The organism is Pseudomonas sp. P8_241 (genome assembly GCF_034008315.1).
Taxonomy (GTDB): Bacteria; Pseudomonadota; Gammaproteobacteria; order Pseudomonadales; family Pseudomonadaceae; genus Aquipseudomonas.
The window spans coordinates 1,591,467-1,615,763 of record NZ_CP125377.1 but is presented as its reverse complement, the minus strand read 5'-3'; the positions used below and the strand labels follow the sequence as shown (position 1 = coordinate 1,615,763).

The 24,297-nt window shown below is 59.2% G+C and carries 22 protein-coding genes; 9 read left to right on the top strand and 13 right to left on the bottom strand.

All coding sequences use genetic code 11. The features are described from left to right. Positions 1-938 precede the first annotated feature (938 nt). The gene (locus QMK58_RS07235) at positions 939-2,312 is read right to left on the bottom strand and encodes a PLP-dependent aminotransferase family protein (protein ID WP_320396081.1); all 1,374 of its coding nucleotides are present in this window, start codon (positions 2,310-2,312) and stop codon (positions 939-941) included. Between the two features lie 179 nt (positions 2,313-2,491). Then, the gene (locus tag QMK58_RS07230; RefSeq protein ID WP_320396080.1) at positions 2,492-3,253 is read right to left on the bottom strand and encodes an SDR family oxidoreductase; all 762 of its coding nucleotides are present in this window, start codon (positions 3,251-3,253) and stop codon (positions 2,492-2,494) included. 235 nt (positions 3,254-3,488) lie between these two features. On the opposite strand from QMK58_RS07230, the gene QMK58_RS07225 reads away from it, so the two are divergent. Then, positions 3,489-4,493: an NADP-dependent oxidoreductase gene (locus tag QMK58_RS07225; protein WP_053161971.1), complete on the top strand. Its 1,005-nt coding sequence runs from the start codon at positions 3,489-3,491 to the stop codon at positions 4,491-4,493. A 106-nt stretch (positions 4,494-4,599) separates the two neighbouring features. On the opposite strand, the gene pyrF is transcribed toward QMK58_RS07225, so the two are convergent. Then, a complete protein-coding gene (pyrF, locus tag QMK58_RS07220) occupies positions 4,600-5,298 on the bottom strand; it encodes an orotidine-5'-phosphate decarboxylase (protein WP_320396079.1) in 699 nt (232 codons plus the stop codon). A gap of 295 nt (positions 5,299-5,593) precedes the next feature. Between pyrF and QMK58_RS07215 the strand changes: the two genes are divergently transcribed. The 3 genes from QMK58_RS07215 (at position 5,594) to xopAW (ending at position 8,160) form a co-directional block, all read left to right on the top strand. Then, complete coding sequence (locus QMK58_RS07215; protein ID WP_053162109.1) at positions 5,594-6,352, top strand: response regulator; 759 nt, start codon at positions 5,594-5,596, stop codon at positions 6,350-6,352. After that, positions 6,352-7,401: a sensor histidine kinase gene (locus QMK58_RS07210; RefSeq protein ID WP_053161975.1), complete on the top strand. Its 1,050-nt coding sequence runs from the start codon at positions 6,352-6,354 to the stop codon at positions 7,399-7,401. Before QMK58_RS07215 ends, QMK58_RS07210 begins: the two co-directional genes overlap by 1 nt. 111 nt (positions 7,402-7,512) lie before the next feature. Then, the gene (gene xopAW / locus QMK58_RS07205) at positions 7,513-8,160 is read left to right on the top strand and encodes a XopAW family type III secretion system calcium-binding effector (protein ID WP_053161977.1); all 648 of its coding nucleotides are present in this window, start codon (positions 7,513-7,515) and stop codon (positions 8,158-8,160) included. A 143-nt stretch (positions 8,161-8,303) separates the two neighbouring features. On the opposite strand, the gene QMK58_RS07200 is transcribed toward xopAW, so the two are convergent. The 10 genes from QMK58_RS07200 to QMK58_RS07155 form a co-directional block, all read right to left on the bottom strand. After that, positions 8,304-9,359 carry an AI-2E family transporter gene (locus QMK58_RS07200; protein ID WP_053161979.1) on the bottom strand — a complete coding sequence of 352 codons (1,056 nt, stop codon included), beginning with the start codon at positions 9,357-9,359 and terminating at the stop codon, positions 8,304-8,306. Positions 9,360-9,428: 69 nt separating this feature from the next. Next, positions 9,429-10,235, bottom strand: coding sequence for a DUF4892 domain-containing protein (locus tag QMK58_RS07195; RefSeq protein ID WP_053161981.1), 807 nt, complete (start codon positions 10,233-10,235; stop codon positions 9,429-9,431). A gap of 8 nt (positions 10,236-10,243) precedes the next feature. Further along, positions 10,244-10,903, bottom strand: a complete 660-nt coding sequence (locus QMK58_RS07190) for a glutathione S-transferase family protein (protein ID WP_053161983.1) — start codon at positions 10,901-10,903, stop codon at positions 10,244-10,246. Between the two features lie 50 nt (positions 10,904-10,953). After that, the gene (locus tag QMK58_RS07185; protein WP_320396078.1) at positions 10,954-11,808 is read right to left on the bottom strand and encodes an alpha/beta hydrolase; all 855 of its coding nucleotides are present in this window, start codon (positions 11,806-11,808) and stop codon (positions 10,954-10,956) included. Next, positions 11,805-12,605, bottom strand: a complete 801-nt coding sequence (locus QMK58_RS07180) for an alpha/beta fold hydrolase (protein ID WP_053161987.1) — start codon at positions 12,603-12,605, stop codon at positions 11,805-11,807. Before QMK58_RS07180 ends, QMK58_RS07185 begins: the two co-directional genes overlap by 4 nt. 226 nt (positions 12,606-12,831) lie before the next feature. Beyond that, positions 12,832-13,275 carry a hotdog fold thioesterase gene (locus QMK58_RS07175; RefSeq protein WP_053161989.1) on the bottom strand — a complete coding sequence of 148 codons (444 nt, stop codon included), beginning with the start codon at positions 13,273-13,275 and terminating at the stop codon, positions 12,832-12,834. A 32-nt stretch (positions 13,276-13,307) separates the two neighbouring features. Then, a complete protein-coding gene (locus QMK58_RS07170) occupies positions 13,308-14,963 on the bottom strand; it encodes an AMP-binding protein (protein WP_053161991.1) in 1,656 nt (551 codons plus the stop codon). Between the two features lie 108 nt (positions 14,964-15,071). Then, positions 15,072-15,527, bottom strand: coding sequence for a phosphohistidine phosphatase SixA (gene sixA / locus QMK58_RS07165; RefSeq protein WP_053161992.1), 456 nt, complete (start codon positions 15,525-15,527; stop codon positions 15,072-15,074). Then, positions 15,524-15,871, bottom strand: a complete 348-nt coding sequence (locus QMK58_RS07160; protein ID WP_053161994.1) for a DUF4389 domain-containing protein — start codon at positions 15,869-15,871, stop codon at positions 15,524-15,526. Before QMK58_RS07160 ends, sixA begins: the two co-directional genes overlap by 4 nt. 50 nt (positions 15,872-15,921) lie before the next feature. Next, positions 15,922-16,947: an NAD(P)H-dependent glycerol-3-phosphate dehydrogenase gene (locus QMK58_RS07155; protein ID WP_053161996.1), complete on the bottom strand. Its 1,026-nt coding sequence runs from the start codon at positions 16,945-16,947 to the stop codon at positions 15,922-15,924. A 195-nt stretch (positions 16,948-17,142) separates the two neighbouring features. Here QMK58_RS07155 and QMK58_RS07150 point away from each other — a divergent pair, with 195 nt between their 5' ends. From QMK58_RS07150 to fabB, 5 genes are all read left to right on the top strand, one after another. Then, positions 17,143-19,266: a TonB-dependent receptor gene (locus tag QMK58_RS07150; protein ID WP_320396077.1), complete on the top strand. Its 2,124-nt coding sequence runs from the start codon at positions 17,143-17,145 to the stop codon at positions 19,264-19,266. Position 19,267: 1 nt separating this feature from the next. Continuing rightward, positions 19,268-20,200 (top strand): ABC transporter substrate-binding protein, encoded by a 933-nt coding sequence (locus QMK58_RS07145; RefSeq protein WP_320396076.1) that lies wholly within the window; start codon positions 19,268-19,270, stop codon positions 20,198-20,200. Next, positions 20,197-22,095 (top strand): ATP-binding protein, encoded by a 1,899-nt coding sequence (locus tag QMK58_RS07140; protein WP_053162002.1) that lies wholly within the window; start codon positions 20,197-20,199, stop codon positions 22,093-22,095. Before QMK58_RS07145 ends, QMK58_RS07140 begins: the two co-directional genes overlap by 4 nt. 247 nt (positions 22,096-22,342) lie before the next feature. Beyond that, positions 22,343-22,858 carry a 3-hydroxyacyl-[acyl-carrier-protein] dehydratase FabA gene (fabA, locus tag QMK58_RS07135; protein WP_003227150.1) on the top strand — a complete coding sequence of 172 codons (516 nt, stop codon included), beginning with the start codon at positions 22,343-22,345 and terminating at the stop codon, positions 22,856-22,858. Positions 22,859-22,869: 11 nt separating this feature from the next. Next, positions 22,870-24,090: a beta-ketoacyl-ACP synthase I gene (fabB, locus tag QMK58_RS07130; RefSeq protein WP_015096439.1), complete on the top strand. Its 1,221-nt coding sequence runs from the start codon at positions 22,870-22,872 to the stop codon at positions 24,088-24,090. Positions 24,091-24,297 lie beyond the last annotated feature (207 nt).

Below are 24,297 nucleotides of genomic sequence, written 5' to 3'. Positions count from 1 at the left end.
ACCCGATCAACCACTTCAGCCGCGCGCTGATGAAGATTCTGGTAAACGATTTTTTCCTGCTCCAACAGACCGGTGTACTCCGCGAGCTTGTCGCTGAAGCTGGCAATGTGACCCGTCACTTCGTTGAGGACGGTCTGGTAGCCCTCATCCTTGACCGTGGTTTTGAGCTGTTCAGCCTGAATGAGCGCCTGACTGGCCTGCTCGATTTTGCCCTGCCCGACGCTGACATCGCCCTTGCGGCTCTGATCCAGTCGCGTGCGCGCTTCATTCATGGCTTGCAGCATCAGCCGCGAAACCTGGCTGACCTGACCGGCTTGCTCGATGAATTGCCCACCGTCCTTACCGTCTGAATCTTTCAGCGTGTAGGCAGCATCATCGGCAAGCCCAGCCTGCAGGACATCAAGATTGTTGGCCACGCTGGACACTGACCAACTGGCCATTTCCAGCGCCAGGTCTTTGGCCTGACTGAGGGAAACAAACTCGTCGAAAGCCTTACGGTAGGCGACCAAGGACTGCTCGACGCTTGCCGAAGACCCCGCCTTGAGCTGAGTGGCCAGTGCGATCAACCCGTCAACGCCCTCGTGCAACGCGTCGATGGTTTCAGGGTTTGCGTGCAGGGCATATTCCTGCTCCAGCAGCCGCACCTTGAGCAAACCGCTGTTGAGCGAAGACATCTGTTTCAGTCCGTCGAAGCGCTGGCTGATAGCTTGTAGGGACCAGATGCCAATACTCGCCACCAGGGCCGTCAACAACAGTACAAGCAAAAAACCCATACCCAGTTTTTTCGCCATACCGAGGTTGGTAAAACGTCCCTGCACGGCCGAATTCATTGCACTCAATCTCCTGCCATCGTCTGTAGACGCAGACTCGCAACGCGCTTGCAGCAACACAAGGCTCTGGCGCCTGAACAATGGCAAAAAGCTACACCAACGTCGTTTTCAGAATGTTTGAGGTCGATCCGCAGCGGTGGCCTGGAAGAATGCTCGCGCACGGGGATCGCAGGCATAGGCCACATTGATGCGCTGCCAGTCACTGGACTGGCCGGTAGGGCTGAAGGCTGAACTCGGTGACAGCAAGACGCCAAAGCGTCGCGCCTGCTCGCGCACCTGATCGGCGTCTGACATTCGTGAACGTGCCCAAATGAACAACCCCCCTGCCGGCTTTCCGAAAACCTCCCACTCGGCGTCTTCCAGCAACTGCAAGGCAGACAGTCTGTTACTGCACAAGCGTTGTTCCTGGCGCTGTACCAGCTTGCGATATGCACCATTGGCCAAAAGACATGCCAGTACCGCTTCGCAAAATCGAGACCCCCCCATGCTGCTGATCATCTTGATCTCGGCCAGGCGCGAAACAATCCCGGCGTTGGCCACCACGAAACCGACCCGCAAGGAACTGCTCAATGTCTTGGAGTAACTGCCGACGTAAATCACGTTTTCATCCAGTGCTGCTAATCGCGTACCGGGGCCGGTGTAGAAATCCGCGTAGACATCGTCTTCGATCAACAGAACATCATGGTTATTGACCAGTTGCAGAATCTTTCGCGCCATGAGCGGGGTAACACTGCTGCCGGTCGGGTTGTGGTGGAAGCTATTGATGAACAGCCCCCGGGGCCGGTGCTTGAGTATCAACTGCTCAAGGACCTCCAGGTCCGGCCCACGCGGGGTTCGTGGCACCTCGACCAGGCCGATGCCATGTAGTTTGAGCAGATCGAACAACAAGGGATGGCCCGGGCTTTCAACGACTACCTGATCGCCCGGCTTGAACAACGTTCGTACAATCAGGTCGAGCCCTTGACTGGCCCCTGCCGTAGTCACGATTCGATTATCCGACGCCTCGATACCCAACTGTTTGAGGCGCTTGAGGATCTGCTGGCGCAAAGCTGGCAACCCCAATGGCGTGCTGTAGTTGAAAAGTCCAGCCATGTCGGTGCGGCTGACCTGGCGAATCGCATACCCCAGATCGTCTGTCTCGCGCCAGCTCTCGGGTAATCCGCCGCAACCCAATCGCAACTCGCTCAACGTTGAGACAGGCTTGATTGCTCCCCTTTCCTCCGAGCTCTCCTGCACGAGCGCCGCCAGATCGGCAACCCAATAGCCGCCCCGATGACATGACAGGAGCAAGCCTTGTGTGACCAGACGGTCGCAGGCCTCTGAAACACTCGACTGGCTGAGCAAATTGATTCGTGCGATTTGCCGCACCGAAGGCAAGCGCACGCCGGGCGTTACTGCACTGGAGCGAAGCCAGCAGGTCAATGCATCAACGATTTGCTGTACGACCGGCACCAATGCCTGTCGATCAATTCTCAACTCCATGAGCAAGCAAACTCCTGTTCGTTTTTGCCGGGCGCAGTTAATCACAGGAACGCTGAACGGAATGTGCGCGAAAGACACCAAACACTGAATTTCTTACCGTTTGAAACACATTATCGAAGCTTTCTCGATCCCAAGAAAAAACCCGCACGACGGCGGGTTCATTCTTGCATCGAGCGATTTCAGAATGCGGTGACGCCACCGTCTACCGCCAACGAATGCCCCGTGGTGAAGGCCGCCCCGTCGCTGCACAGATACAGCACCGCGCTGGCAATCTCCTCGACCTTGCCAATGCGACCTACCGGGTGCATGGCATTGGCGAACTCGCCCTTTTTCGGGTCTGCTTCATAGGCTCGACGGAACATGTCGGTATCGATGACTGCCGGACATACTGCGTTCACCCGGATCTTTTTCTTGGCGTATTCGATGGCGGCCGATTTGGTCAGACCAATCACTGCATGTTTGGATGCCGCGTAGATGCTCATTTTTGGCGCCGCCCCGAGGCCGGCGACTGAAGCGGTATTGACGATCGCACCGCCACTCTGGTCCAACAACAATGGCAACTGGTACTTCATGCACAGCCAGACGCCTTTGACATTGACGCCCATGATCGCGTCGAATTCGTCGACGGTACCTTCGGCAAGCTTGCCTTTTTCGATCTCAATGCCGGCATTGTTGAAGGCATAGTCGAGGCGGCCGTAGGTATTGATCACCTCATCCATCAGATTTTTCACTTCGTTTTCGAGCGTAACGTTGCAGCGTACGAAGGTCGCTTCGCCACCGGCCGTACGAATCAGCGCCACCGTGCCTTCGCCCCCCGCCGCATCCATATCGGCCACTACTACCTTCAGGCCTTCGGCTGCGAATGCCTGAGCAGTTGCGCGACCAATGCCCGCCGCTGCACCTGTCACCACTGCCACCTGGCCGGAAAAGGTCATGCTCATTGTTATGTCCTCGTAAAGAAGAAGCCGGAGTTTGCGTGCCCCCAGTCTAGACACAGGGGCCTTGAGCGCGGCAGCACTATCAGAAGGCCGGTTAAGCGGCCATGAGTTGCAGTGATGAAACTACAGGCTTCTCCATCACCGCACTGGATCGGCATGTATTCGCCACATCAGCCGGCCTTGCGACCGCTCGCTTAAGCAGCTATCAACAAGGCTTCATTCATCTTGAGTGCCTGTCATGACTACCCAGACCAACCGCCAATTCCTGCTCGCCAAACGCCCGGTCGGCGCAGCGACTCGCGAGACGTTCACCTATCAGGAAGTTCCAGTCGGCGAACCGGCGGCGGGTCAGATCCTGGTAAAAAACCAATACCTGTCCCTGGACCCGGCGATGCGTGGCTGGATGAACGAAGGCAAGTCCTACATCCCGCCAGTCGGTCTCGGCGAAGTCATGCGGGCATTGGGTGTAGGCAAGGTCGTCGCCTCGAATAACCCGGGTTTTGCCGTCGGCGACTACGTCAACGGTGCCCTCGGAGTGCAGGATTATTTCCTCGGTGAGCCGCGAGGTTTTTACAAGGTCGATCCGAATCTGGCGCCGCTACCGCGCTACTTGTCTGCGCTGGGCATGACCGGGATGACTGCATATTTCGCCCTGCTCGACGTCGGCGCTCCGAAAGCCGGTGACACGGTAGTGCTCTCAGGCGCGGCGGGGGCAGTGGGCAGCATTGCCGGTCAGATCGCCAAGATCAAAGGATGCCGGGTCGTCGGCATCGCCGGTGGCGCGGACAAGTGCAAGTTCCTGGTCGATGAACTGGGGTTTGACGGAGTAATCGATTACAAGAACGAAGATGTGATCGCCGGCCTCAAACGCGAGTGCCCGAAAGGTGTGGACGTGTATTTCGATAACGTCGGTGGCGACATTCTCGACGCCGTGTTGAGCCGTCTGAACATGAAAGCGCGGGTGGTGATTTGCGGTGCGATCAGCCAGTACAACAACAAGGAAGCGGTCAAAGGCCCGGCCAACTACCTGTCGCTCCTGGTCAACCGTGCGCGGATGGAAGGGTTTGTGGTGATGGACTATGCCGCACAGTTCGCCGCTGCCGGGCAGGAAATGGCCGGCTGGATGGCCAAAGGGCAACTCAAGAGCAAGGAAGACATTGTCGAAGGTCTGGAGACTTTTCCAGAGACGCTGATGAAGTTGTTCAGCGGGGAGAATTTCGGAAAGTTGGTGCTGAAGGTTTAACGTTGCCCTTGTAGGAGCTGGCTTGCCAGCGATCGCATCACCGCGATTACACAGGTAAACCGTGGTGACGCGATCGCCAGCAAGCCGGCTCCTACAGGTTTGATGTTTACGCCAGGTCGGCCACTACCGAAGCCAGCGCCTTGGCCGGATCCGCCGCTTGGCTGATCGGGCGACCAATCACCAGATAGTCGGAACCGGCATCCAGTGCCTGACGCGGCGTCAGAATGCGGCGCTGATCGTCCTGGGCGCTGCCCGCCGGACGAATCCCCGGAGTCACCAGTTGCAGCGACGGGTGTGCCGATTTCAGCGCCTGGGCTTCCAGGGCCGAACACACCAGACCGTCCATTCCGGCTTTTTGCGCCAGTGCAGCCAGACGCAGCACCTGCTCCTGCGGCTCGATATCGAGTCCGATACCCGCCAGATCCTCACGTTCCATGCTGGTCAGTACGGTCACGCCGATCAGCAGTGGCTGTGGGCCGCTGCGCTTGTCCAGTACTTCACGGCAGGCCGCCATCATGCGCATACCACCGGAGCAATGCACATTGACCATCCATACGCCCATTTCCGCGGCGGCCTTGACGGCCATGGCGGTGGTGTTCGGAATGTCGTGGAACTTGAGGTCCAGGAACACTTCGAAACCCTTGTCCCGCAGGGTTCCGACAATTTCCGAGGCGCAGCTGGTAAACAGTTCTTTACCCACTTTGACCCGGCACAGCTTCGGGTCCAACTGATCGGCCAGCTTCAGTGCGGCGTCACGGGTGGGGAAATCCAGGGCGACGATGATAGGAGTCTGGCAGGCGGACATGAGTGGGCTCTCAGGCAAGTCGAAATCGGCGCGCATTGTAGCGGAACCAGCGCCCCTGCGGGACCCGATGATCGGTAAATCGTCGAGATGGCTCAGGCAAGACTAGCCGTTGCGGCAATTGTGTCGAGTCCGATACACACACGACACGCCCACAACACCCATGCCCGCTACCCTCGCCAACCGCAATACGTCCTTACTACAGCACTTCCCGCGTCCGGGCCGGACGCCTATGCTGGAACCACAACCTCGCGGCCCATCTTTGTGGTTGGCAGCCTACTGGCAGATGAATGCACGCATGCACAACACCCAAGCTCCTGTGAACGACGACCAAAAAGCGCCCGGCGACGACAAGCGCTGGAGCATTCGCGCCCTGATCGTCGACGATGATGTCCCGATCCGCGAACTGATGATCGACTATCTGGCCCGGTTCAACATCCACGCCAGCGGCGTCACCGACGGCACTGCCATGAGGCAGGCGATGCAGGCGGAGCATTTCGATGTGGTGGTGCTCGACCTGATGCTTCCCGGCGAAGACGGACTGTCGCTATGTCGCTGGCTACGCGCCGAGTCGGATATCCCGATCCTGATGCTCACGGCTCGTTGCGAGCCGACCGACCGTATCATCGGCCTCGAACTGGGCGCCGATGACTACATGGCCAAGCCGTTCGAGCCCCGGGAGCTGGTGGCACGCATCCAGACCATTTTGCGTCGAGTGCGTGACGACCGCAGCGAACAGCGGGCGAACATTCGCTTCGATAACTGGCGCCTGAACAGCGTGTTGCGCCAGTTGATCGCTGACAATGGGCTGGTGGTGCCGCTGTCCAACGCCGAGTTCCGCCTGCTCTGGGTATTTATCGAACGCCCGCGCCGGGTGCTCAGCCGTGAACAATTGCTCGATGCCGCACGCGGTCGTTCGATTGAAGCCTTTGATCGCAGCATTGATTTGTTGGTCTCACGCCTGCGCCAGAAGCTCGGCGATGACCCTAAAGCGCCGCATCTGATCAAGACCGTTCGCGGTGAGGGTTACCTGTTTGATGCACGAGACATCGGCTGATGCGCAGGCGCTTCGATACGCTTTTCGGCCGCCTGTTTGGCGTGCTACTGCTGGCGATTATCCTCGCGCACCTGCTGGCCTTTGCCTGGTTTCATCATTACGGTCCACCGCCGCCGCCACCACCGCCGGAGTTTCCCGAAAGCACGGATGGGGCCCGCCCGCCAGCGGATCCACGCTTTGAAGAGCGGCCTGCGCGCCCCTGGTTCGGCGGCCCCGTCGTGCCTCTGACGTTTCAGCTGATCACGCTGATCATCGCCGCCTGGTACGGTGCCAAGTTGCTCAGCCGCCCAATCCAGCGCCTGAGCGATGCGGCCGAGCGTCTGAGCGAAAACCTCGACAGCCCGCCTCTGGATGAGTCCGGCCCGCGGGAAGCGCGGCAAGCGGCACACACCTTCAACAAGATGCAGCGTCGCATCATCGAGCAAGTGAATCAGCGCTCGCGCATGCTTGGCGCCGTGTCCCATGACCTGCGTACGCCGCTGTCGCGGCTCAAGCTGCGACTGGAAAAAATCGACGACGAGCAACTGCAAGGTCAGATGCGCCAGGACCTGGACGACATGATCAGCATGCTCGATTCAACCCTGACTTATCTCCACGAGCAACGTACCAGCGAGGCCTTGCAGAGGATGGATGTGCAGGCACTGGTTGAATCCCTCAGCGAAAATGCCCAGGACCAGGGTGCCGACGTGCAGTCCAGCGGACACTGTGCGCCGTTGCGCGTGCAGCCGATGGCGCTGCGCTCCTGCATCAATAACCTCATGGACAATGCCCTGCGCTATGCCGGGCAGGCGTTGATCAGCCTGGAAGACCATCGCGACCACCTGCTGATCCGCGTCATCGACCATGGCCCGGGTATCGCCGCGGATCAGCGCGAAGCGGTGTTTGAACCCTTCTTTCGCCTTGAGGGATCGCGTAATCGCAACTCCGGCGGTGTTGGACTGGGCATGACCATTGCGCGCGAAGCTGCCCAGCGAATGGGCGCAAACTTGAGCCTGGAAGAAACACCGGGCGGTGGCTTGACCGCCGTTATTCAACTGCCCCGAGGTTGATTACGCAGTGTGTACCAGTCGGTACAAACCCCACACACCCGCGACAACTCCCCCCGTGAGCCTACATAAGCCGGTACACCCACCGGTTTTCGATTCCAGGGAGTGAGCCCAATGATCGGCAGCATCAGCAACTACACCAGCTATACCAGCACCAACACTAGCAACGCGGCAACCAACAGCGCCCGCAGCCAGCAGTTCCAGGAAGAGTTGCTGGCCAGGCTCGACAGCAACAGCGATGGTTCGGTGGATCAGGATGAACTCGGTAGCGCCCTGTCGCAGAAGTCAGACGATGGCTTGCTGGTCAGCCTGAGCGAGAACTTTGCCGACCTTGACAGCGACGAAAGCGGCAGCCTGAGCAGTGAAGAAATGGCCGCCATGGCTCCCCCGCCGCCACCGCCCGGCAATGCACCGGCCGACGCCGAACTTGCCGATGCGCTGATCAGTGCTCTCGACGCCAACGGGGATGGTGTCATCAGTAGCGATGAACTGAATGCCTTGCAGGCGAGCGACCGCGACTCATCGACCATCACCGACAACAGCACGACCCTGTTCACGGCGCTGGACAGCGATGGTAGCGGTGGAGTCAGCAGCGACGAACTCATAACAGCCTTGAAGACGGGTCGTGAACAGAACACTGACAGTACCTCAGCTCAATCGAGCGGCAACGAGGCATTACAGAAAATGATCGCCAATTTGAGCAAGCTGTACTCGCTCGACAATGTGACGAGCGTTGGGATACACCTGAACGTGGCGGCTTGATGCAAACACATCGCGAGCGAGTTCGCTCCTACAGTGGATCTGCGTCGACGCAGGAAAGCTTGCTCGCGAAGTGGCCATGAACCCTCAACAAAAAGCCCACTGACCTCGTGACAGCTTCAGTGGGCTTTGTTTGTTCCAGGAACTCAGGGGCGGCGATCTTCAACCCGCGCCTGGCTCTTGCTCCAGTCAGTCAACAGGCTGTAAGCCACTGCCAGCAGAGTAGGCCCGATGAACAGGCCGATAAAGCCAAACGCAATCAAGCCGCCAAACACTCCGAGCAGCACGATGACCAGCGGCAGATTACCGCCGCGACTGATCAGGTAAGGCTTGAGTACGTTGTCGACGCCACTGATGATGAACATGCCCCAGGCCCCCAGGAACATGGCCATTCCGTATTCGCCTTTCCAGGCCAGCCATGCCGTGGCAGGAATCCACACCAGCGGTGGGCCCATGGGGATCAGACTGAGCAGGAAAGTCACGATACCGAGCACCAGAGCCCCCGGTACTCCGGCAATCAGGAAACCGATCAACGCCAGGATTGCCTGGGCCGCCGCCGTGCCGATCACGCCGTTGACCACTCGTTGCACCGTACCGGCCACCAGTTCGATGTAATAACCGGCACGCTGGCCGATCAACCGCTCCAGCAAGCTGTGAACAAACGCCGCCAGCCGCGGCCCGTCGCGATAGAAAAAGAACACGAAGACGATACTCAGCGTCAGCTCGAGAATACCGCCACCGATCTGCGCACTGCGCGCCAGGAACCAATTGCCGACCTGCCCCAGATACGGCTTGATCGACACCATCATCGCCGCGCCCTGCTGATCGATACTGTTCCAGATTACGACCAGACGTTCGCCCACCAGGGGAATAGCGCCCAGCCACACCGGTGCATGCGGCAAACCATCGACCTGAACGTCCTTGATGAATACCGTGGCATCACGCACATGATCCGCCAGGTTGAAACCCAGCCAAACCAGGGGCGCCGCGACCAGCACCATCCAGCCGAAGGTCAACAATGCGGCCGCGAGGGACTCGCGGCCATTGAGCCAGCGGGTAAGCAATCGCATCAGTGGCCAACTGGCAAACGCCAGCACTGCTCCCCAGAACAACGCCGACCAGAACGGCGCCATCACCCATAAACTCGCGCCGAACAGCGCCACGAGCAGGATCTGCACCAACAGGCGATCGTTATTGAGCATTTGAAATCCCGAAAAAATCTGTCAGCAAAAGAGTAGGCGAACGTGGCGTGCACGTTCACCCGGTAAAGCCTACCGCAATAGTTCGATGTGCAGGCCAGAGCCGTCGGCACTGCCGGTTTCCATTCTGGCCGTCCTCACACCTTGTGTGATCAAGGCCTGACGCCAGGCCTCGGCATTGGCCCCGGAAATACTGACCCGCAGCGTGGTGTCCAGGTTCAGCCCCCGGGAAATCAGGCGCAGCCAGGTCTCGTCAGGCGCCTCGGTCAGTTTCGGAAAATCGAGTTCACCGGTGCTTTTGAGTTCACGCAGCAAGGTCGCAGACGTTGGCAGCAGATCGCCCAGCGGCGCCGAAGCGTTGAACTGTTCGACATGCAGGTAGGCTTTGCGATTGCCACGGGTGATGCTGTAAAGCGCCACCAGCGTGTTGTCCTGTGGTGCTGCCAGGCGCAACAGCAAATAGGCTTGCTGATCATCGGCGCCATACAACTTGGCGTTGCCGAAGACTTCATTGGCCCACAGGCTGCTTTCACCGCAATCACGGGCCTGGCACCAGAACAGCAATTGCGCGTCCTGCTTCTGCAAGGCTTCGCGGGCGGCAGTGAAGGCGTCGTTGGATGTGTGTTCCGGCGGCAGCTCGTAGGTCACCGAAGTGGCCTGCCCTCGGGCGCTGACCTGGCCATCGAAACGCAATTGGCCGCTGATTTTACGAATCGAGCCCAGCGGGTAGATCCGCTCCAGTTCCGCCGGTGGGCGGTAATCGACAATCTGGGCGTCGACCATACGCGGCACGATCGGCAGGTCCTGACTGCCCGGTAGATCGGCGGCAAGCAACAATGGACTGAAACAGCACAGCGCCAGCAGGGTGATTGAACGCATGGATAAACTCATCGGATCAGCATGGCCTGGGCACCCTTGACGATACTGGCTTCATCGGCGCGCTGAGGCACCTGCAAACCACGCTGCACCGCCGCACGCGCCTCCATGGTTGCCATCCAGCGTTGCAACGCCGTCAAGCCGTCCACCGAGACGCCTGACCACTCGTAGCCCCGCACCCATGGAAACGTCGCGATGTCGGCAATGCTGTATTCGCCGGCAAGAAACTCCACGGTTTGCAGACGAGTATCAAGCACCTCGTAAAGGCGCCGGGTTTCGTGTTGATAACGGTCAATGGCGCCCTGCAGTCTTTCCGGAAAATACCGGAAAAACACGTTGGCCTGCCCCTGCATCGGCCCGATCCCACCCATCTGGAACATCAGCCACTGCAACACCACCGAGCGCCCCTTGGGGTCGGCAGGCAACAGTTTTCCGGTCATTTCAGCAAGGTAAATCAGGATAGCGCCGGACTCGAATACGGCAAAATCGCCGTTGGCGCGGTCGACAATCGCCGGAATCCGGCCATTGGGGTTGATCTTGAGGAAGTCCGGGGATTTCTGTTCCTTTTTGTCGAAACTCAAGGCATGCACCGTATAGGGCAGGCCGAGTTCCTCGAGCACGATAGAGACCTTGTGGCCATTCGGGGTCGCAGCGGTGTAGAGATCTATCATGGTTGTCTCCCATTTCAACCCGCCCAGCCTCGACAGTTGCCCGGTGCAAGTCAAGGAATGGCGAAGAACCGATTGAAACAGTCTGCGACAAGATCGGCACCGGTCTCATCATTCAGGTGTAGATGATGGCCGCCTGGCAGCTGTTCACGGCTAAAGGGTAGACGCTTGAGCAACTCCGTTTGTCGGGCGAGCATACCGTCGGCAGCCACCACCAGTTTTGCAGGACACCTGATTCGCTGGACGAACGCCATCGCCTGTTCGGTTGTAAGACGCAGCGGCGATGGCAGCGTCAGGCGATTGTCAGTGCGCCAGGTGTAACCGCCCGGCACCGGCATGAGCCCACGCTGGGCCAACAGTTCGGCTGCTTCACGGCTGACAGCCACCACACCTTTCATGCGCGCTTCGATGGCGCGCTCGAGCGTGTTGTACACCGGTTTGCGTTTTTCCCGCAGGTCCAGTTGCGCTTGCAGGGCCATACCCATGCGCTCGGCGGCATTTTCAACGTTGTCTGTAGGAGGAATGAGGCCGTCGATCAAGGCCAGATGGGTCACTCGCTCCGGCAAGGAACCGGCGATAATCAACGAAGCGATGGCGCCCATGGAGTGCCCCAGCAGCGCAAACCGCTTGAGTCCGAGTTGTTCGGCCACTTGCAGCACATCGTGGGCGTAGTCCCACATTGCATAGCCAGCCCCTGCCGGACGATGCCCGGAATGACCGTGACCGGCCATGTCCAGGGCAATGATGCGCAAACCTTTGAGCTTGGGCGCCAGGCGGGAGAAACTGTTGGCGTTGTCCAGCCAGCCGTGCAAGGCAATCACCGGCAATCCGTTTTCAGGGCCGAACAAGTGCGCCGCCAGCTCGATGTGCGGCAGGCTCAGACGGACTTCCTCGACGACCTTGCTCATGCGCAATCCTGACGGCCAACCCAGCGATCGAACAGGCCCTTGAGCATTGCGGCGGTGTCCTGCGGGCGTTCGAGGGGAAACATATGGCCACCAGGCATGCTCAGGGACTCACCCAACGGCATGCGCCCGACGGAACTGGCGTGATGACGCATCACTACCTTGCTTTTATTTCCGCGAACCACTGCCAGCGGCACCTTCAACTGGCGCGTTCTGCCAGGACTGGTGTGCGGCACGCCGCGGTAGATACTGATTTCCGTCGCAGGATCGAAACGCAGGCGCAGCTTGTCGCCAACCTTGTGCAATCCGTAGTGCAGGTACGCATCGAAGCATTCCGGGTCGAAGCTGCGAAACAGGGTTTTGCCGGCGAAATAGCGACGGGCGCTTTCGAGGTCGGAAAACTCCTCTCGTCGACCCAACGTGCGCCCGGCCGGTGTCAATCGATCAATGAAACCAAAGCGCTTGGCCGCACGAATGACCCATTGATCAGTGCGGGTCAGTACTGGCGAATCAAGCATGACCACGCCTCGATACAGCTCGGGGCAACGCAGCGCCGCATGCAGATGCAGAACCCCACCGAAGGAATGGCCCACGCCCCACACCGGTTCCGACTGTTGCTGCAGGTGATGAATCAGCTCATCCACCAGGTTGTACCAGTTATCGTCCGCCGGGAAACGCGGATCATGGGCGTGCTGCTCCAGATGCGTCACCTGATACTCGGGCGCCAGCGCCGCAAACAGTTTGCCGTAGGTTCCGGAAGGAAAACCGTTGGCGTGGGCGAAAAATATCTGTTGCGACATACCTGCAAATCCATGAGCGAGAACAGGCGTTGATTGTCCGCAAGAGAGCGTCCGGCAGCAATGACCGTAACTGACAGGAATGATGACAGTCCGGCCATACGAATACCGATCCCTGTAGGAGCGAGCTGGCTCGCGATGAACTCAAGCGCACCGCGTTTTCCCGGTAACCCGCGTTATCGTTAGCGACCATCGCGAGCGAGCTCGCTCCTACAGACGAACGCAGGTTTCAACGGGCAGGCGGATTTTCACCCAACGGCACCACAGCCATCGTCAGTCGCGACACACAACTGGACTTGCCCTCGTCGCTGGTCAAACGGATGTCCCAGACATGTGTCGTACGGCCAATGTGGATTGGCTTGGCCACCGCCGTCACGCGCCCGCTGCGCAAGCCGCGCAAGTGGTTGGCGTTGACTTCCAGACCCACGCAATAAAACTTGCTGGTGTCGATGCACAGGTAGCTGGCCATGGAACCGACCGACTCGGCCAGCACCACCGAGGCGCCGCCATGCAGCAGACCATAAGGCTGATGAGTGCGATGGTCGATGACCATGCTGGCCGTCAGCGACTCTTCGTCGAAGGCTTCGAAACGTATGTCCAGCACTTCGCCGATGGTGTTTTTCTGGATTAAGTTCAACTGCTCGATATTGGGAGTGGTACGCCACAGGCTCATTGCAGATTTTCCTTGTTGGTTTTGTTCGTGGATCAATCCTGCCACAGCACCGCCTCACTGCGCTCGCTCCACTCTTCAAAACGCTCTCCATACGCGGCTTCGATCACATTGCGCTTGATCTTCAGGGTCGGCGTGAGAAAACCGTTCTCTACTGCCCAGCTATCCTTGACCACCACAAGGCTGCGCAGACGTTCGTGCTTATCGAGCAGCGCGTTGACCTCTTCCAGCAGTTTTTCCAGGCTGGAATGCAACCCCGCCCGTGCCTCCTGCTGCCCGACGGCAGAGAGCACACACAAGCCCAGCGGCGCACTCAAGCCATCCCCGACCACGCAAACCTGTTCGATGCGCGAGTGCACCGCCAAGCGGTTTTCAATCGGCGCAGGGGCCACGTATTTGCCCTTGCTGGTCTTGAAGATTTCCTTCAGCCGTCCAGTCAGACGCAGGTTGCCTTCGGCGTCTTCCTCGCCTTTGTCACCGGTGCGCAGAAATCCGTCTTCGGTGATGGTGTCAGCAGTTTTTTCCGGCTCCTTGTAATACCCGAGCATGGTCGCGCCACTGCGCACCAAGACCTCCCCTGTCTCGGCTATCCGCACCTCGACTTCCGGGCATGGCTTGCCGATCCAGCCCGGTTTGTTCTGGCCAGGCAGGCAGATATGCGAGTAACCGCAGCTTTCGGTCATGCCGTAAACCTCCAGCACATCCAGGCCCAGTTTGCGGTACCACAGCAGCAAGGTCTGCGGCACAGGAGCGGCCCCGGAAAGTGCGATGCGCAAGGCGTCGAGTCCTAGGCCGGCCAGGACTTTATGCCCTACCCGCTTGCCTATGAATGGAAGTCCGAGAAGAAAATCCAGGCGCTTTGCCGGGATCTTGCTGTACACACCCATCTGGAATTTGGTCCAGATCCGCGGGACACCAAACAGCGCAGTGGGCCGCGCTCGCTGTAAATCCGTGAGGAAGGTCTCGAGGCTTTCAGCAAAAAACACTGTTTGGCCGGTATAAATCGAGGCCAATTCAACAAACATCCGCTCCGCCACATGGCACAGCGGCAGATAGGAAAGCAGCCGGTCCGACTCATTGAGGCCGAACAGTGAAGTGCCGCGCGTGGTAGCAAAGCCCAGATTGCCAAAACTGTGCATCACGCCTTTGGGCATGCCGGTGGTGCCGGAGGTGTAAATGATGGTGGCAAGTTGATCGGCGGCCGGCCTGGGATCGTCCTGGATGGGCGAGCAGCGTTGCAGATCGGCCCAGCTGAAATCGAAGGTGCCGGGCGGATGCAGCGGCAGACTGATGGTCGGCAAGTCAGGGTGAACCCCACGAGACATCCCTGGCCAATCGTCGAGTTTGCCAATGAAGACCAGCGCCGCTTCTGAGTGTTCGAGGACCTGGGCAACGGTCTCGGCGGTGAGGTTGGGGTACAGCGGTACCGAGACATGCCCGGCCATCCAGATCGCCAGGTCGGCAATGATCCAGTGCGCACAGTTTTTCGAAATCAGGGCAACGTGGCTGCCTAGCGGTAACTCGCGCGCTCGCAGCCAATGCGCAGCGCAGCGGGCCTGATGACCGACATCCCCCCAGGTCAGGGTTTCAACCTGACCACCGCCGACAGGCTGGACCAAAAAGCGTTGGCGCGGATGCCGGGCCTCACGTTCGTAGAAAACGTCCAGAGGCAAACGAAAAGCAGCAGACATGACTCGCTCCTGTTTTTTTGGTCTGGAGCAAGCGTAGTCAACCAAGCAAGTGCTTGGTTGACTTTTTTAAGTCGCCTGTAGGAGGGCCGCAGGCTGCGATCTTTGCGTCTACGGGTGCTTGATGCCGTTGAGCTTCATCGAGCCGACAATCAGTTCCGCGCCCGAGAGCTCGGCCAGCCCGGCGGTGCTGACTCGCTCCGGCGGATGCCCCGCGCCGTGTTCCAGGTAACTCAACAAATTTCCCACCAGCGGATTGTGGCTGACCAGCAGCACATCGCTCACAGCCACCATTTGCTCGGCCACCTTGTCCGGCTCGGTGTCAGGCGTCAGCCATTCGACGGTGCGAATTTCCGGCTCGAACCCCAATGCCTCACGCACCAGTTGCGCAGTCTGTTGCGCGCGCAGATAAGGGCTGGCGTAGATTGCCGTCAATGGTTGCCCCATCAACAGCGCGGCACTTTTCAGCACTTCCTTGCGGCCGTGATCCGTCAATTCCCGCTCCGAATCGTGGGGGCGGGAACCGTGCGGTACAGCTTCACCATGACGCAATACCCAGAGTTTCATAGCTTGGGTTCCTCATCTCGGGCCGGATGCGGTGCCGGCGCCACGACGTGCGGCGCTTCACCTTCCGGTGTACGCGGCGTCGGCCAGTCGGCGAACGGCCAGGGTTTCTGGTCGCTGTGGAAGCTGCCGAAACGACCGATCTGCGCCAGAAACTGGCTCAGGCTGTCGCCGAAGTTCATCAGGCTGGCGCTCGGGGCGCCATAGAACAAACGATAGATCAACTGCACCAGCACGACGGCGCCGAGAATGAACTGCGCCACTTGCCAGACCAGCACAAAGACGATCATCCAAAGTACCCGCAGCAGGATGGATTCGTACTTGGCTTCTACTTTCTGATCGTTCATGTCTCGCTCCGTTCCTATTAAAGAGGGCTCGGTTGAATTAAATTGAGGGCTCAGTTGAAGCCGCTGGTGGAAATAAAGTCGACGTCGGTTTTCGGTTCGCCGCGCATCAACAGGCCGATGACCTGCTCAAGCGTGCGTCCTTCGAACAATATTGCGTGCAACCCGGCGACCAGGGGCATGTACACGCCAACTTCCTGGGCTTTGGCCTTGAGCACCTTGAGGGTGTTGACCCCTTCGGCGACTTCGCCCAGGCGGTTGACGGCTTCTTCCAGGCTCAAACCCTGACCGAGCGCGAATCCGACCTGATAGTTACGGCTCTTGGGCGACGAGCAGGTCACGATCAGATCGCCCACCCCCGCCAGGCCCAGGAACGTCATCGGGTTGGCGCCCTGGTTCACCGCGAAACGGGTCATCTCGGCCAGCGCCCGGGTGATCAGCATGCTTTTGGTATTTTCGCCCATGCCCAGAGCCACCGCCATGCCGGCGATGATCGCGTAGACATTCTTCAGCGCTCCGCCCAACTCCACGCCAAAACGGTCGGCACTGGCGTAAACGCGGAAGGTGCGACCGTGCAACGCGGCTTGAACCTGCTGGCACAGCTCTTCGTCTTCACTGGCAACCACCGTGGCGGTCAGCGCATGCTCGGCTATTTCACGGGCCAGGTTAGGCCCCGACAGCACGCCGATTCGTGCGTGTGGCGCGATCTCTTCAAGGATCTGACTCATCAGTTTGAAGGTTTGAGCCTCAATGCCTTTCGTCAGACTGACCAGCATCTTGCCGCTCAAGCGCTCGGCATTCGGTACCAGCACCGAACGCAACGCGCTGGACGGCAACGCAACGAAACACAAGTCGCAGGCTTGCAGGGTCGCCTGCAAATCGGTAACCGGCGTTACGGCGGGTAGAATCTTGATGCCTTTGAGGTAACGCGGATTCTCGCGATTGACTCGAATAGCTTCGGCTTGCTCGGGATCACGCATCCACTGAAGGACCTGATGCCCGTTCTCGGCCAGTAAATTAGCCACGGCGGTTCCAAAACTTCCGCCTCCCAGGACCGCAATCGGGCGCTGTTCAGTCATATGTAATCCGTTAATCCATACCAGTGGCGATGCAGGCATTATACGGAGCGGCCCCTGCGCGGACAGCCCCCGTGTCAAATAGCGACATCTGTTGCAAGAAGACCATTTAATACGCAGAAAATGCCGGCATCGTGAATGGAAAAGTTGATCGCCTCGGTTAAAATGCGCGACTTTGAACGCTAACAGGGATGTGCGGTGTCTCCGGGTTCTCCTTCGCCACGCTCGCCTCTGGTACTGGCGCTGATCTTCAGCCCGCCGGCACTGGGCGACGACATGTTCCTCGACAGCGAGCCACTGCCTAAAGTGCTGACAGCCACACGTCTGAAGCAATCACCGGCCGCCGTGCCGGGGAGCTTGACCGTGATAGACAGCGCCCTGATCAACGCCAGCGGTGCCCGGGACATCAGCGAACTGTTGCGCCTGATTCCGGGCATGATGGTCGGCAATATCAGCGGCAATCAGGCAGCGGTGAACTACCACGGCACCAATGCCACCGCAGCACGGCGCATGCAGATACTGATCGACGGGCGCTCGGTATACCGCGCCGGTTTGGCCACGGTGGACTGGAGCGATATCCCAGTGGCCATGGAGGACATCGAGCGCATCGAAGTCTTTCGCGGCCCGAACACCGTCAGTTATGGGGCCAACGCCTTGATGGCGGTGGTCAATGTCGTCACCCGACGGCCAGCCGACAGCCACGGTACGCGGATGAAAGTCACCCAGGGGCAGCGCGGCATCAACGATTTTTACGCCAGTCAGGGATTGGGCTGGAAGGACGGTGATCTGCGCCTGTCGCTGTCCGGACAGCAGGACGATGGCTTCGACTCGGACCGAAAAGGCGTCGATTACCATGACAATCGCCGTCTCAACCGCTTCAACCTCGCCGTCAACCAGACGCTCAATGAACAGCAGAGCATCGATTGGCAAATCAATGCCAAGGACGGCACCAACCAGCGACCTTATACCTACCGCCCCGTGTTTGCGGGGACTACTCGCGCAGGCGACGATTCCGACGTCACGGCCAAGGACTATGCTGGCTCTTTGCGCTGGAACCGGGACATCAACCCCGATCACAGTCTTTACATTCAGGGCTCCGCGCAACACTGGGATCGCCAGCAAACCTGGCGCGCCTGTGACGCGCAGGTTTCATTCAGCCCACAGTTGAGCGAACTGTGGCAACTCAACCCCAATTACACTGAACACCTGGCCCGCAATATCTCGGATTTCATCGGCCCCGGTGCCCCGCCCGGTTCGCTGGCCGAACAGGCACTGGCCAATCAGGTGCTTGACCAATGGCGCAATGGCGCCAGCCAGACTGTCTGCGGCAACCTCGACCAAAGCACTCGTGAATCGCGCTACGACCTCGAAGTGCAGGACACCCTGAGCCTGTCCGATAACCTTCGACTGGTCAGTGGCCTGAACTATCGTTACGACCAGGCAGATTCCGAAACCTATTTCAATGGCACTCTTGACGACACGACCTGGCGGGTATTCGGCCAATTCGAGTGGCGCGCCACCGAACACTGGCTGGTGCAAGGCGGGGGCATGTTCGAAGATTCTCGGCTGATCGGCAGTTCACTGACGCCACGAGTGGCACTCAACTACCTGATCAACCAACGGCACGGCTTTCGTGCGGTGTACTCCGAAGCCGTCCGTTCACCGGACATGTTCGAGAACAACATCAACTGGAGTTATCGGGTGACGCACCTCAAGCCGGGAGCCTTTGGCCAGTCCAGCGCCCGCTACTTCGTCAAGACCCGAGGCCCCGGCGATCTCGATCAGGAGCACATGCGCTCTCGGGAGCTAGGTTACAACGGCTACTTTGCCGAGCAGGGAATTGCGCTGGACGTAAAACTGTTCTACGACGAAATCTCGGGCATGATCAGCGAGCCGCTGCGCAACAATCAGTTCATCGCCAGCAACTCGAACACATCACGTTTCTCGGGAGCCGAGACCCAACTCGACTGGCGGGTCGGCAGCCTCGATCGCCTGAGACTGACCTATGCCTATATCGACATCGACGCGAGCAACCCGCTGGACGCCAGGCAGACGGCACGCAACAGCGGTTCCACCAGTTGGCTGCGGGATTGGGGGCGAGGCTGGAACACTGGCCTTTTCTACTATGGAGACGACGCCCTGAATGGATACCGCTTCGAACGGGTGGATGCCCGTGTCGCCAAACGCCTCAGCCTTGGCAAAAGTAGCCTGGAGCTGGCCGGAGTGCTCCAGCAACGCCTCGACAATCAGCCAACCACGTTCGCTGACAACCGTTACGATGAACAACGTGTGATGTATTTCAGCGCGGAGCTGGAACTCTAGGATGCGCCATCGACCGGTTTGGAAAGCGCCTGCGCTTGGCCGTATGCTGGCCATGCTATGCCTGCTGTCGAGCGGCCTGCTGTGCAGTCTGACCGGCCATGCTGCGGACATACTGTTGGCCGGCGTCGAAGACAGTCCTGGCGTGCAGGCCTTCACCCAGGCTTTGAGAGAACTGCGTCCAAACGACACCGTGCGCTTCGAGGCGCTGGCGCAGTTACCGACGCCAGGTAACCTGCCTGCTGACACCCGTTTGATTCTGCTCGATCTGGCCTGCCTCGATTGGCGTCTGCAGGACATCGCAGGTCCGGCGACGCTGGTACTGCGGATCAGCCGCCTGCAAGCCCGACAACGTCTGAATGACATTCACCCGCCACACCTCAGCCTGTTGTGGAGCGATCCGCCACCGGGACGGCAGTTGCGCCTGACCAAAGTCCTGTTGCCTCAAGTCAAGCGGGTCGGCGTGCTCTACGACAATCACAGCGAGTTCCTGCTCGATGAATTGCGTCGGGCGGCCCGTCCATTGGGTCTGGAGGTGGTCACGCAGCGCTGGGAGAACACTCACGACAGCCGTGCATTACAGGCGTTGCTGAAAAAAAGCGACGTCCTGCTGGGGCTGGACGACCCCGACCTGTACAACCCGCAGACGGCAAAGAACGTTCTGCTCAGCAGCTATGCACGGCAAATGGCGTTGATCGGTCCCAATACAGCATTCGTCAAGGCCGGTAGCCTGGCCAGCACTTACAGTGATCAACACGATTGGTTGGTCATCCTCGACGAACTGCTCGATCGGCCGACGTCGACATGGCCGCGCACGTATTACCCGAGTCGTTTCAAGGTCTCGAGCAATCCGCAGGTCGCTCGCTCATTGGGAATCGAACAGATCGACGATGTACTCGTCGCAACTTTGCTGGCAGAAGGAGAACGCCGCCCGTGACCTTCCGTCGCCGTTGGGACATCAACACCCGCACGCAACTCATCAGCCTTGGCCCTGCCTTGTTGTTGACGTTGTTGTTGATCAGCTTCTTTACCTTCGTGCGCATCCAGGACCTGCGCCAGGAAATCACCCACACCGGCCAGTTGATCGCCAACCAACTGGCGCCCGCGACTGAGTACGGTGTGATTTCCGGCAACAGCGAAGTGCTCGAAAATCTGCTCAAGGCCACACTGGCTACGCCCAACGTGCGCTTTCTGGAAGTTCAGGACAGCGCCAACCGTGTTCTGGTCTATGTCGAACAACCCTCCGAACATCACAATCGCCCAAAACAGGTTGAAGTGTTCCAGGCACCGGTGCGCCTGCAGCGAATCGCTATGCACAATGATTTTTTCCAGGGCAGCAAGCCCCCCCCCGTCCCGACCGAAGACTATCTGGGCCGGGTGATCGTCGGCCTGTCCAGTGATGCATTCAGCCAACGCCAGCAGGAAATCCTGCTGAAGGCTGCGATTCTGGCTTTTTTCGCCCTGCTGTTTACCTTTGTGCTGGCCCGGCGGCTCGCAGGTAGCCTGTCGCAACCGATCCGCGATATCGGCAATGCGGTCAAGGCAATACAGAAAGGTGACTACAGGACCCCGCTGCCCATCGTCGACGACACGGAACTGGGGGCACTGTCACAACACATCAACAACCTCGCCAGCGGCCTCGAAGAGGCCAGCCGTGAGCAGCATCAAGCGATGGCGCAGTTGATCCAGACCCGCGAAGAAGCGGAAAAGGCCAACAACGCCAAGTCCGACTTTCTCGCCATGATGAGCCATGAATTGCGCACTCCGATGAACGGCGTGCTGGGCATGCTGCAATTGCTGGAAACCACCGACATGACCGATGAGCAGGTCGAATATGCGGCACTGGCATCGGAATCGACCGAACACCTGTTGAAGGTCATCAACGACATTCTCGATTTCTCACGGATCGAACGCTCGGAACTGGAGCTGGAGCACATTCCGTTCAGCCTTTGCGACCTGATCGGCAGTTGCGCCCAGTCGTTTCAGCACAGCGCGGCGCAACGCAGCCTCGATCTGCAACTGGTGATTCCCGAAGACATGCGGACATTGCAGGTCAAGGGTGACCCGACGCGCATCCGTCAGATCCTGGTCAATCTGCTCGGCAATGCCCTGAAGTTCACAGAGCAGGGCCGCGTCACCATCGAAACCCAGTGGCAGTCGCTGGATCACGAATTGCTATGGTTTACCTGCACCGTGCGCGACAGCGGCATCGGCATTCCGTCCGAAAGCCTGGAGATGATGTTCGACGCGTTTCAGCAGGCTGACAGCTCCATTTCACGACGTTACGGTGGAACGGGCCTGGGCCTGCCGATTGCTCGCACACTTGCCGAGCGTATGGGCGGAACGTTGCGCGCTCAGAGCGAAGAAGGTCTCGGCTCGGTATTCACGCTGGAAATTCCGCTCGCCCTGTATCAACAGACACCGCCTACGCTGGTCCAGCTTGCGCCGGCCGGCAACAGTAATGGCGACGGCCGCAATGTGCTGTTGGTCGAAGACAACCCGGTCAATCAGACTGTCATCGAAGCCATGCTGCGCAGCCTTGGGTTCAAGGTCAGCGTTGCCGCCGATGGCGCGCAGGCAGTTCGCAGTGCCGAAAGTCTGATTTTCGAAGCGATCCTGATGGATTGCCGGCTGCCAATCATCGACGGATACGAGGCCACACGACAAATCCGCAAGCTACCCGGCTGCACAGACCTGCCGATCATTGCCCTGACCGCCAATGCCCTGCAGGGTGACAGGGAAGCCTGTTTGTCCGCCGGCATGAACGATTATCTGGCCAAGCCCTTCAAACGGAACGATCTTCATCAAATTTTGCAGCGCTGGGTGCAGTAGTACAGGCCTTTCGACCATCTGCGACTGGCGTGAAAGACGAAAGTGCGGCAGTCTTAGGCACCTCGACAAGCCCGAAAAGGGGCTTGAATAATAATTTCAGTGCACAAGTGTACATTCATGTCCTTGGTGCTGTGACTTTCACCACAACGCAATAGTCTATGAGTAGGCTGCCGGTTCGAGGCATGAACGCTTCGATCGGCCGGGAAGATTTGCCCCACCTGCCGCACGGGACTATTGAGGAGCTCGCATGACCAAACAAAACGCCTTTACCCGGGAAGACCTGCTGCGCTGCAGTCGCGGTGAGTTGTTCGGCCCTGGTAACGCGCAACTGCCCGCCCCGAACATGCTGATGGTCGATCGCATTACCCTGATCAGCGAAGAGGGTGGCAAGTACGGCAAAGGTGAATTGGTCGCCGAGCTGGATATCAATCCGGACCTGTGGTTCTTCGCCTGCCACTTCGAAGGCGATCCGGTGATGCCAGGCTGCCTTGGCCTCGACGCCATGTGGCAATTGGTCGGTTTCTTCCTGGGCTGGCAAGGTTTGCCGGGCCGCGGCCGTGCGCTGGGTTCGGGCGAAGTGAAGTTTTTCGGCCAGGTTCTGCCGACCGCCAAGAAAGTCACCTATAACATTCATATCAAGCGCGTCCTCAAGGGCAAGCTGAACCTGGCCATTGCCGACGGTTCGGTGACCGTAGACGGTCGCGAAATCTACACCGCCGAAGGCCTCCGGGTCGGCGTGTTTACCTCAACTGACAACTTCTAAGGGTTATTCGCATGCGCCGCGTCGTTATCACTGGTCTGGGCATTGTTTCGTGCCTGGGCAATGACAAAGAGACCGTCTCCGCTAACCTGCGTGCAAGCCGCCCTGGCATCCGGTTCAACCCGGAATATGCTGAAATGGGTCTGCGTAGCCAGGTTTCCGGCTCCATTGACCTCAACCTTGAAGAACTGATCGATCGCAAGATCTATCGCTTCGTCGGCCACGCGGCGGCATACGCCTACCTGGCCATGAAAGACGCCATCACTGACTCCGGCCTGACCGAAGAGCAAGTGTCCAACCCGCGTACCGGCCTGATCGCCGGATCCGGTGGCGCATCGACCCTGAACCAGATGGAAGCGCTGGACATCCTGCGCGAGAAAGGCGTCAAGCGCGTCGGCCCATACCGCGTAACGCGGACCATGAGCAGCACCGTTTCCGCTTGCCTGGCGACTCCGTTCAAGATCAAGGGTCTGAACTACTCCATCGCTTCTGCCTGCGCCACCAGTGCTCACTGCATCGGTACCGCCATGGAACAGATCCAGATGGGCAAGCAGGACATCGTGTTCGCCGGTGGCGGTGAAGAAGAGCATTGGAGCCAGTCGTTCCTGTTCGACGCAATGGGCGCCCTGTCCAGCAAGCGCAACGACACCCCGGAACAAGCTTCCCGTGCCTACGACGCCGACCGTGACGGTTTCGTCATCGCCGGCGGTGGCGGCATGGTCGTGGTTGAAGAGCTGGAACACGCTCTGGCCCGTGGCGCCAAGATCTACGCGGAAATCGTTGGATACGGCGCGACATCCGACGGCTACGACATGGTCGCCCCTAGCGGCGAAGGCGCGATCCGCTGCATGCAGCAGGCGCTGTCTACCGTAGATACCCCGATCGACTACCTCAACACCCACGGCACTTCGACCCCGGTCGGCGACGTCGCGGAAATGAAAGGTGTGCGTGAAGTGTTCGGCGACAAGGCTCCGGCCATCAGCTCCACCAAGAGCCTGTCGGGTCACTCCCTGGGCGCCGCCGGCGTTCACGAAGCGATCTACTGCATGCTGATGATGGAAGGCAACTTCATTGCCGGTTCCGCCAACATCGACGAGCTGGACCCTGAAGTGGCCGACCTGCCGGTGCTGACCAAGACCCGCGAAAACGCCACGATCAACACTGTGATGAGCAACAGCTTCGGTTTCGGTGGCACCAACGCCACGCTGGTACTGAAACGCTGGGAAGGCAAGTAATTCCCTGCCGCTGAGCCGCACACAAAAACGCCCCGACTGGTTCGGGGCGTTTTTTTTTACTGAATAATGTGGCATCGCAAATCGCTTTTCGTAGGAGCCGGCTTGCTGGCGATGGCGTCCTCGAGAACGCCATCGCCGGCAAGCCGGGCTCCTACAGGTATGCATTTCAAGTCGGGAATTCATCAAGCCGAACATGAAGCATTTGTC

Excerpts from the sequence above, each read along its gene's own strand:
- QMK58_RS07235 (WP_320396081.1), bottom strand. The coding sequence starts at position 2,312 with ATGGAGTTGAGAATTGATCGACAGGCATTGGTGCCGGTCGTACAGCAA.
- QMK58_RS07230 (WP_320396080.1), bottom strand. The coding sequence starts at position 3,253 with ATGAGCATGACCTTTTCCGGCCAGGTGGCAGTGGTGACAGGTGCAGCG.
- QMK58_RS07225 (WP_053161971.1), top strand. The coding sequence starts at position 3,489 with ATGACTACCCAGACCAACCGCCAATTCCTGCTCGCCAAACGCCCGGTC.
- pyrF (WP_320396079.1), bottom strand. The coding sequence starts at position 5,298 with ATGTCCGCCTGCCAGACTCCTATCATCGTCGCCCTGGATTTCCCCACC.
- QMK58_RS07215 (WP_053162109.1), top strand. The coding sequence starts at position 5,594 with ATGCACAACACCCAAGCTCCTGTGAACGACGACCAAAAAGCGCCCGGC.
- QMK58_RS07210 (WP_053161975.1), top strand. The coding sequence starts at position 6,352 with ATGCGCAGGCGCTTCGATACGCTTTTCGGCCGCCTGTTTGGCGTGCTA.
- xopAW (WP_053161977.1), top strand. The coding sequence starts at position 7,513 with ATGATCGGCAGCATCAGCAACTACACCAGCTATACCAGCACCAACACT.
- QMK58_RS07200 (WP_053161979.1), bottom strand. The coding sequence starts at position 9,359 with ATGCTCAATAACGATCGCCTGTTGGTGCAGATCCTGCTCGTGGCGCTG.
- QMK58_RS07195 (WP_053161981.1), bottom strand. The coding sequence starts at position 10,235 with ATGCGTTCAATCACCCTGCTGGCGCTGTGCTGTTTCAGTCCATTGTTG.
- QMK58_RS07190 (WP_053161983.1), bottom strand. The coding sequence starts at position 10,903 with ATGATAGATCTCTACACCGCTGCGACCCCGAATGGCCACAAGGTCTCT.
- QMK58_RS07185 (WP_320396078.1), bottom strand. The coding sequence starts at position 11,808 with ATGAGCAAGGTCGTCGAGGAAGTCCGTCTGAGCCTGCCGCACATCGAG.
- QMK58_RS07180 (WP_053161987.1), bottom strand. The coding sequence starts at position 12,605 with ATGTCGCAACAGATATTTTTCGCCCACGCCAACGGTTTTCCTTCCGGA.
- QMK58_RS07175 (WP_053161989.1), bottom strand. The coding sequence starts at position 13,275 with ATGAGCCTGTGGCGTACCACTCCCAATATCGAGCAGTTGAACTTAATC.
- QMK58_RS07170 (WP_053161991.1), bottom strand. The coding sequence starts at position 14,963 with ATGTCTGCTGCTTTTCGTTTGCCTCTGGACGTTTTCTACGAACGTGAG.
- sixA (WP_053161992.1), bottom strand. The coding sequence starts at position 15,527 with ATGAAACTCTGGGTATTGCGTCATGGTGAAGCTGTACCGCACGGTTCC.
- QMK58_RS07160 (WP_053161994.1), bottom strand. The coding sequence starts at position 15,871 with ATGAACGATCAGAAAGTAGAAGCCAAGTACGAATCCATCCTGCTGCGG.
- QMK58_RS07155 (WP_053161996.1), bottom strand. The coding sequence starts at position 16,947 with ATGACTGAACAGCGCCCGATTGCGGTCCTGGGAGGCGGAAGTTTTGGA.
- QMK58_RS07145 (WP_320396076.1), top strand. The coding sequence starts at position 19,268 with ATGCGCCATCGACCGGTTTGGAAAGCGCCTGCGCTTGGCCGTATGCTG.
- fabA (WP_003227150.1), top strand. The coding sequence starts at position 22,343 with ATGACCAAACAAAACGCCTTTACCCGGGAAGACCTGCTGCGCTGCAGT.
- fabB (WP_015096439.1), top strand. The coding sequence starts at position 22,870 with ATGCGCCGCGTCGTTATCACTGGTCTGGGCATTGTTTCGTGCCTGGGC.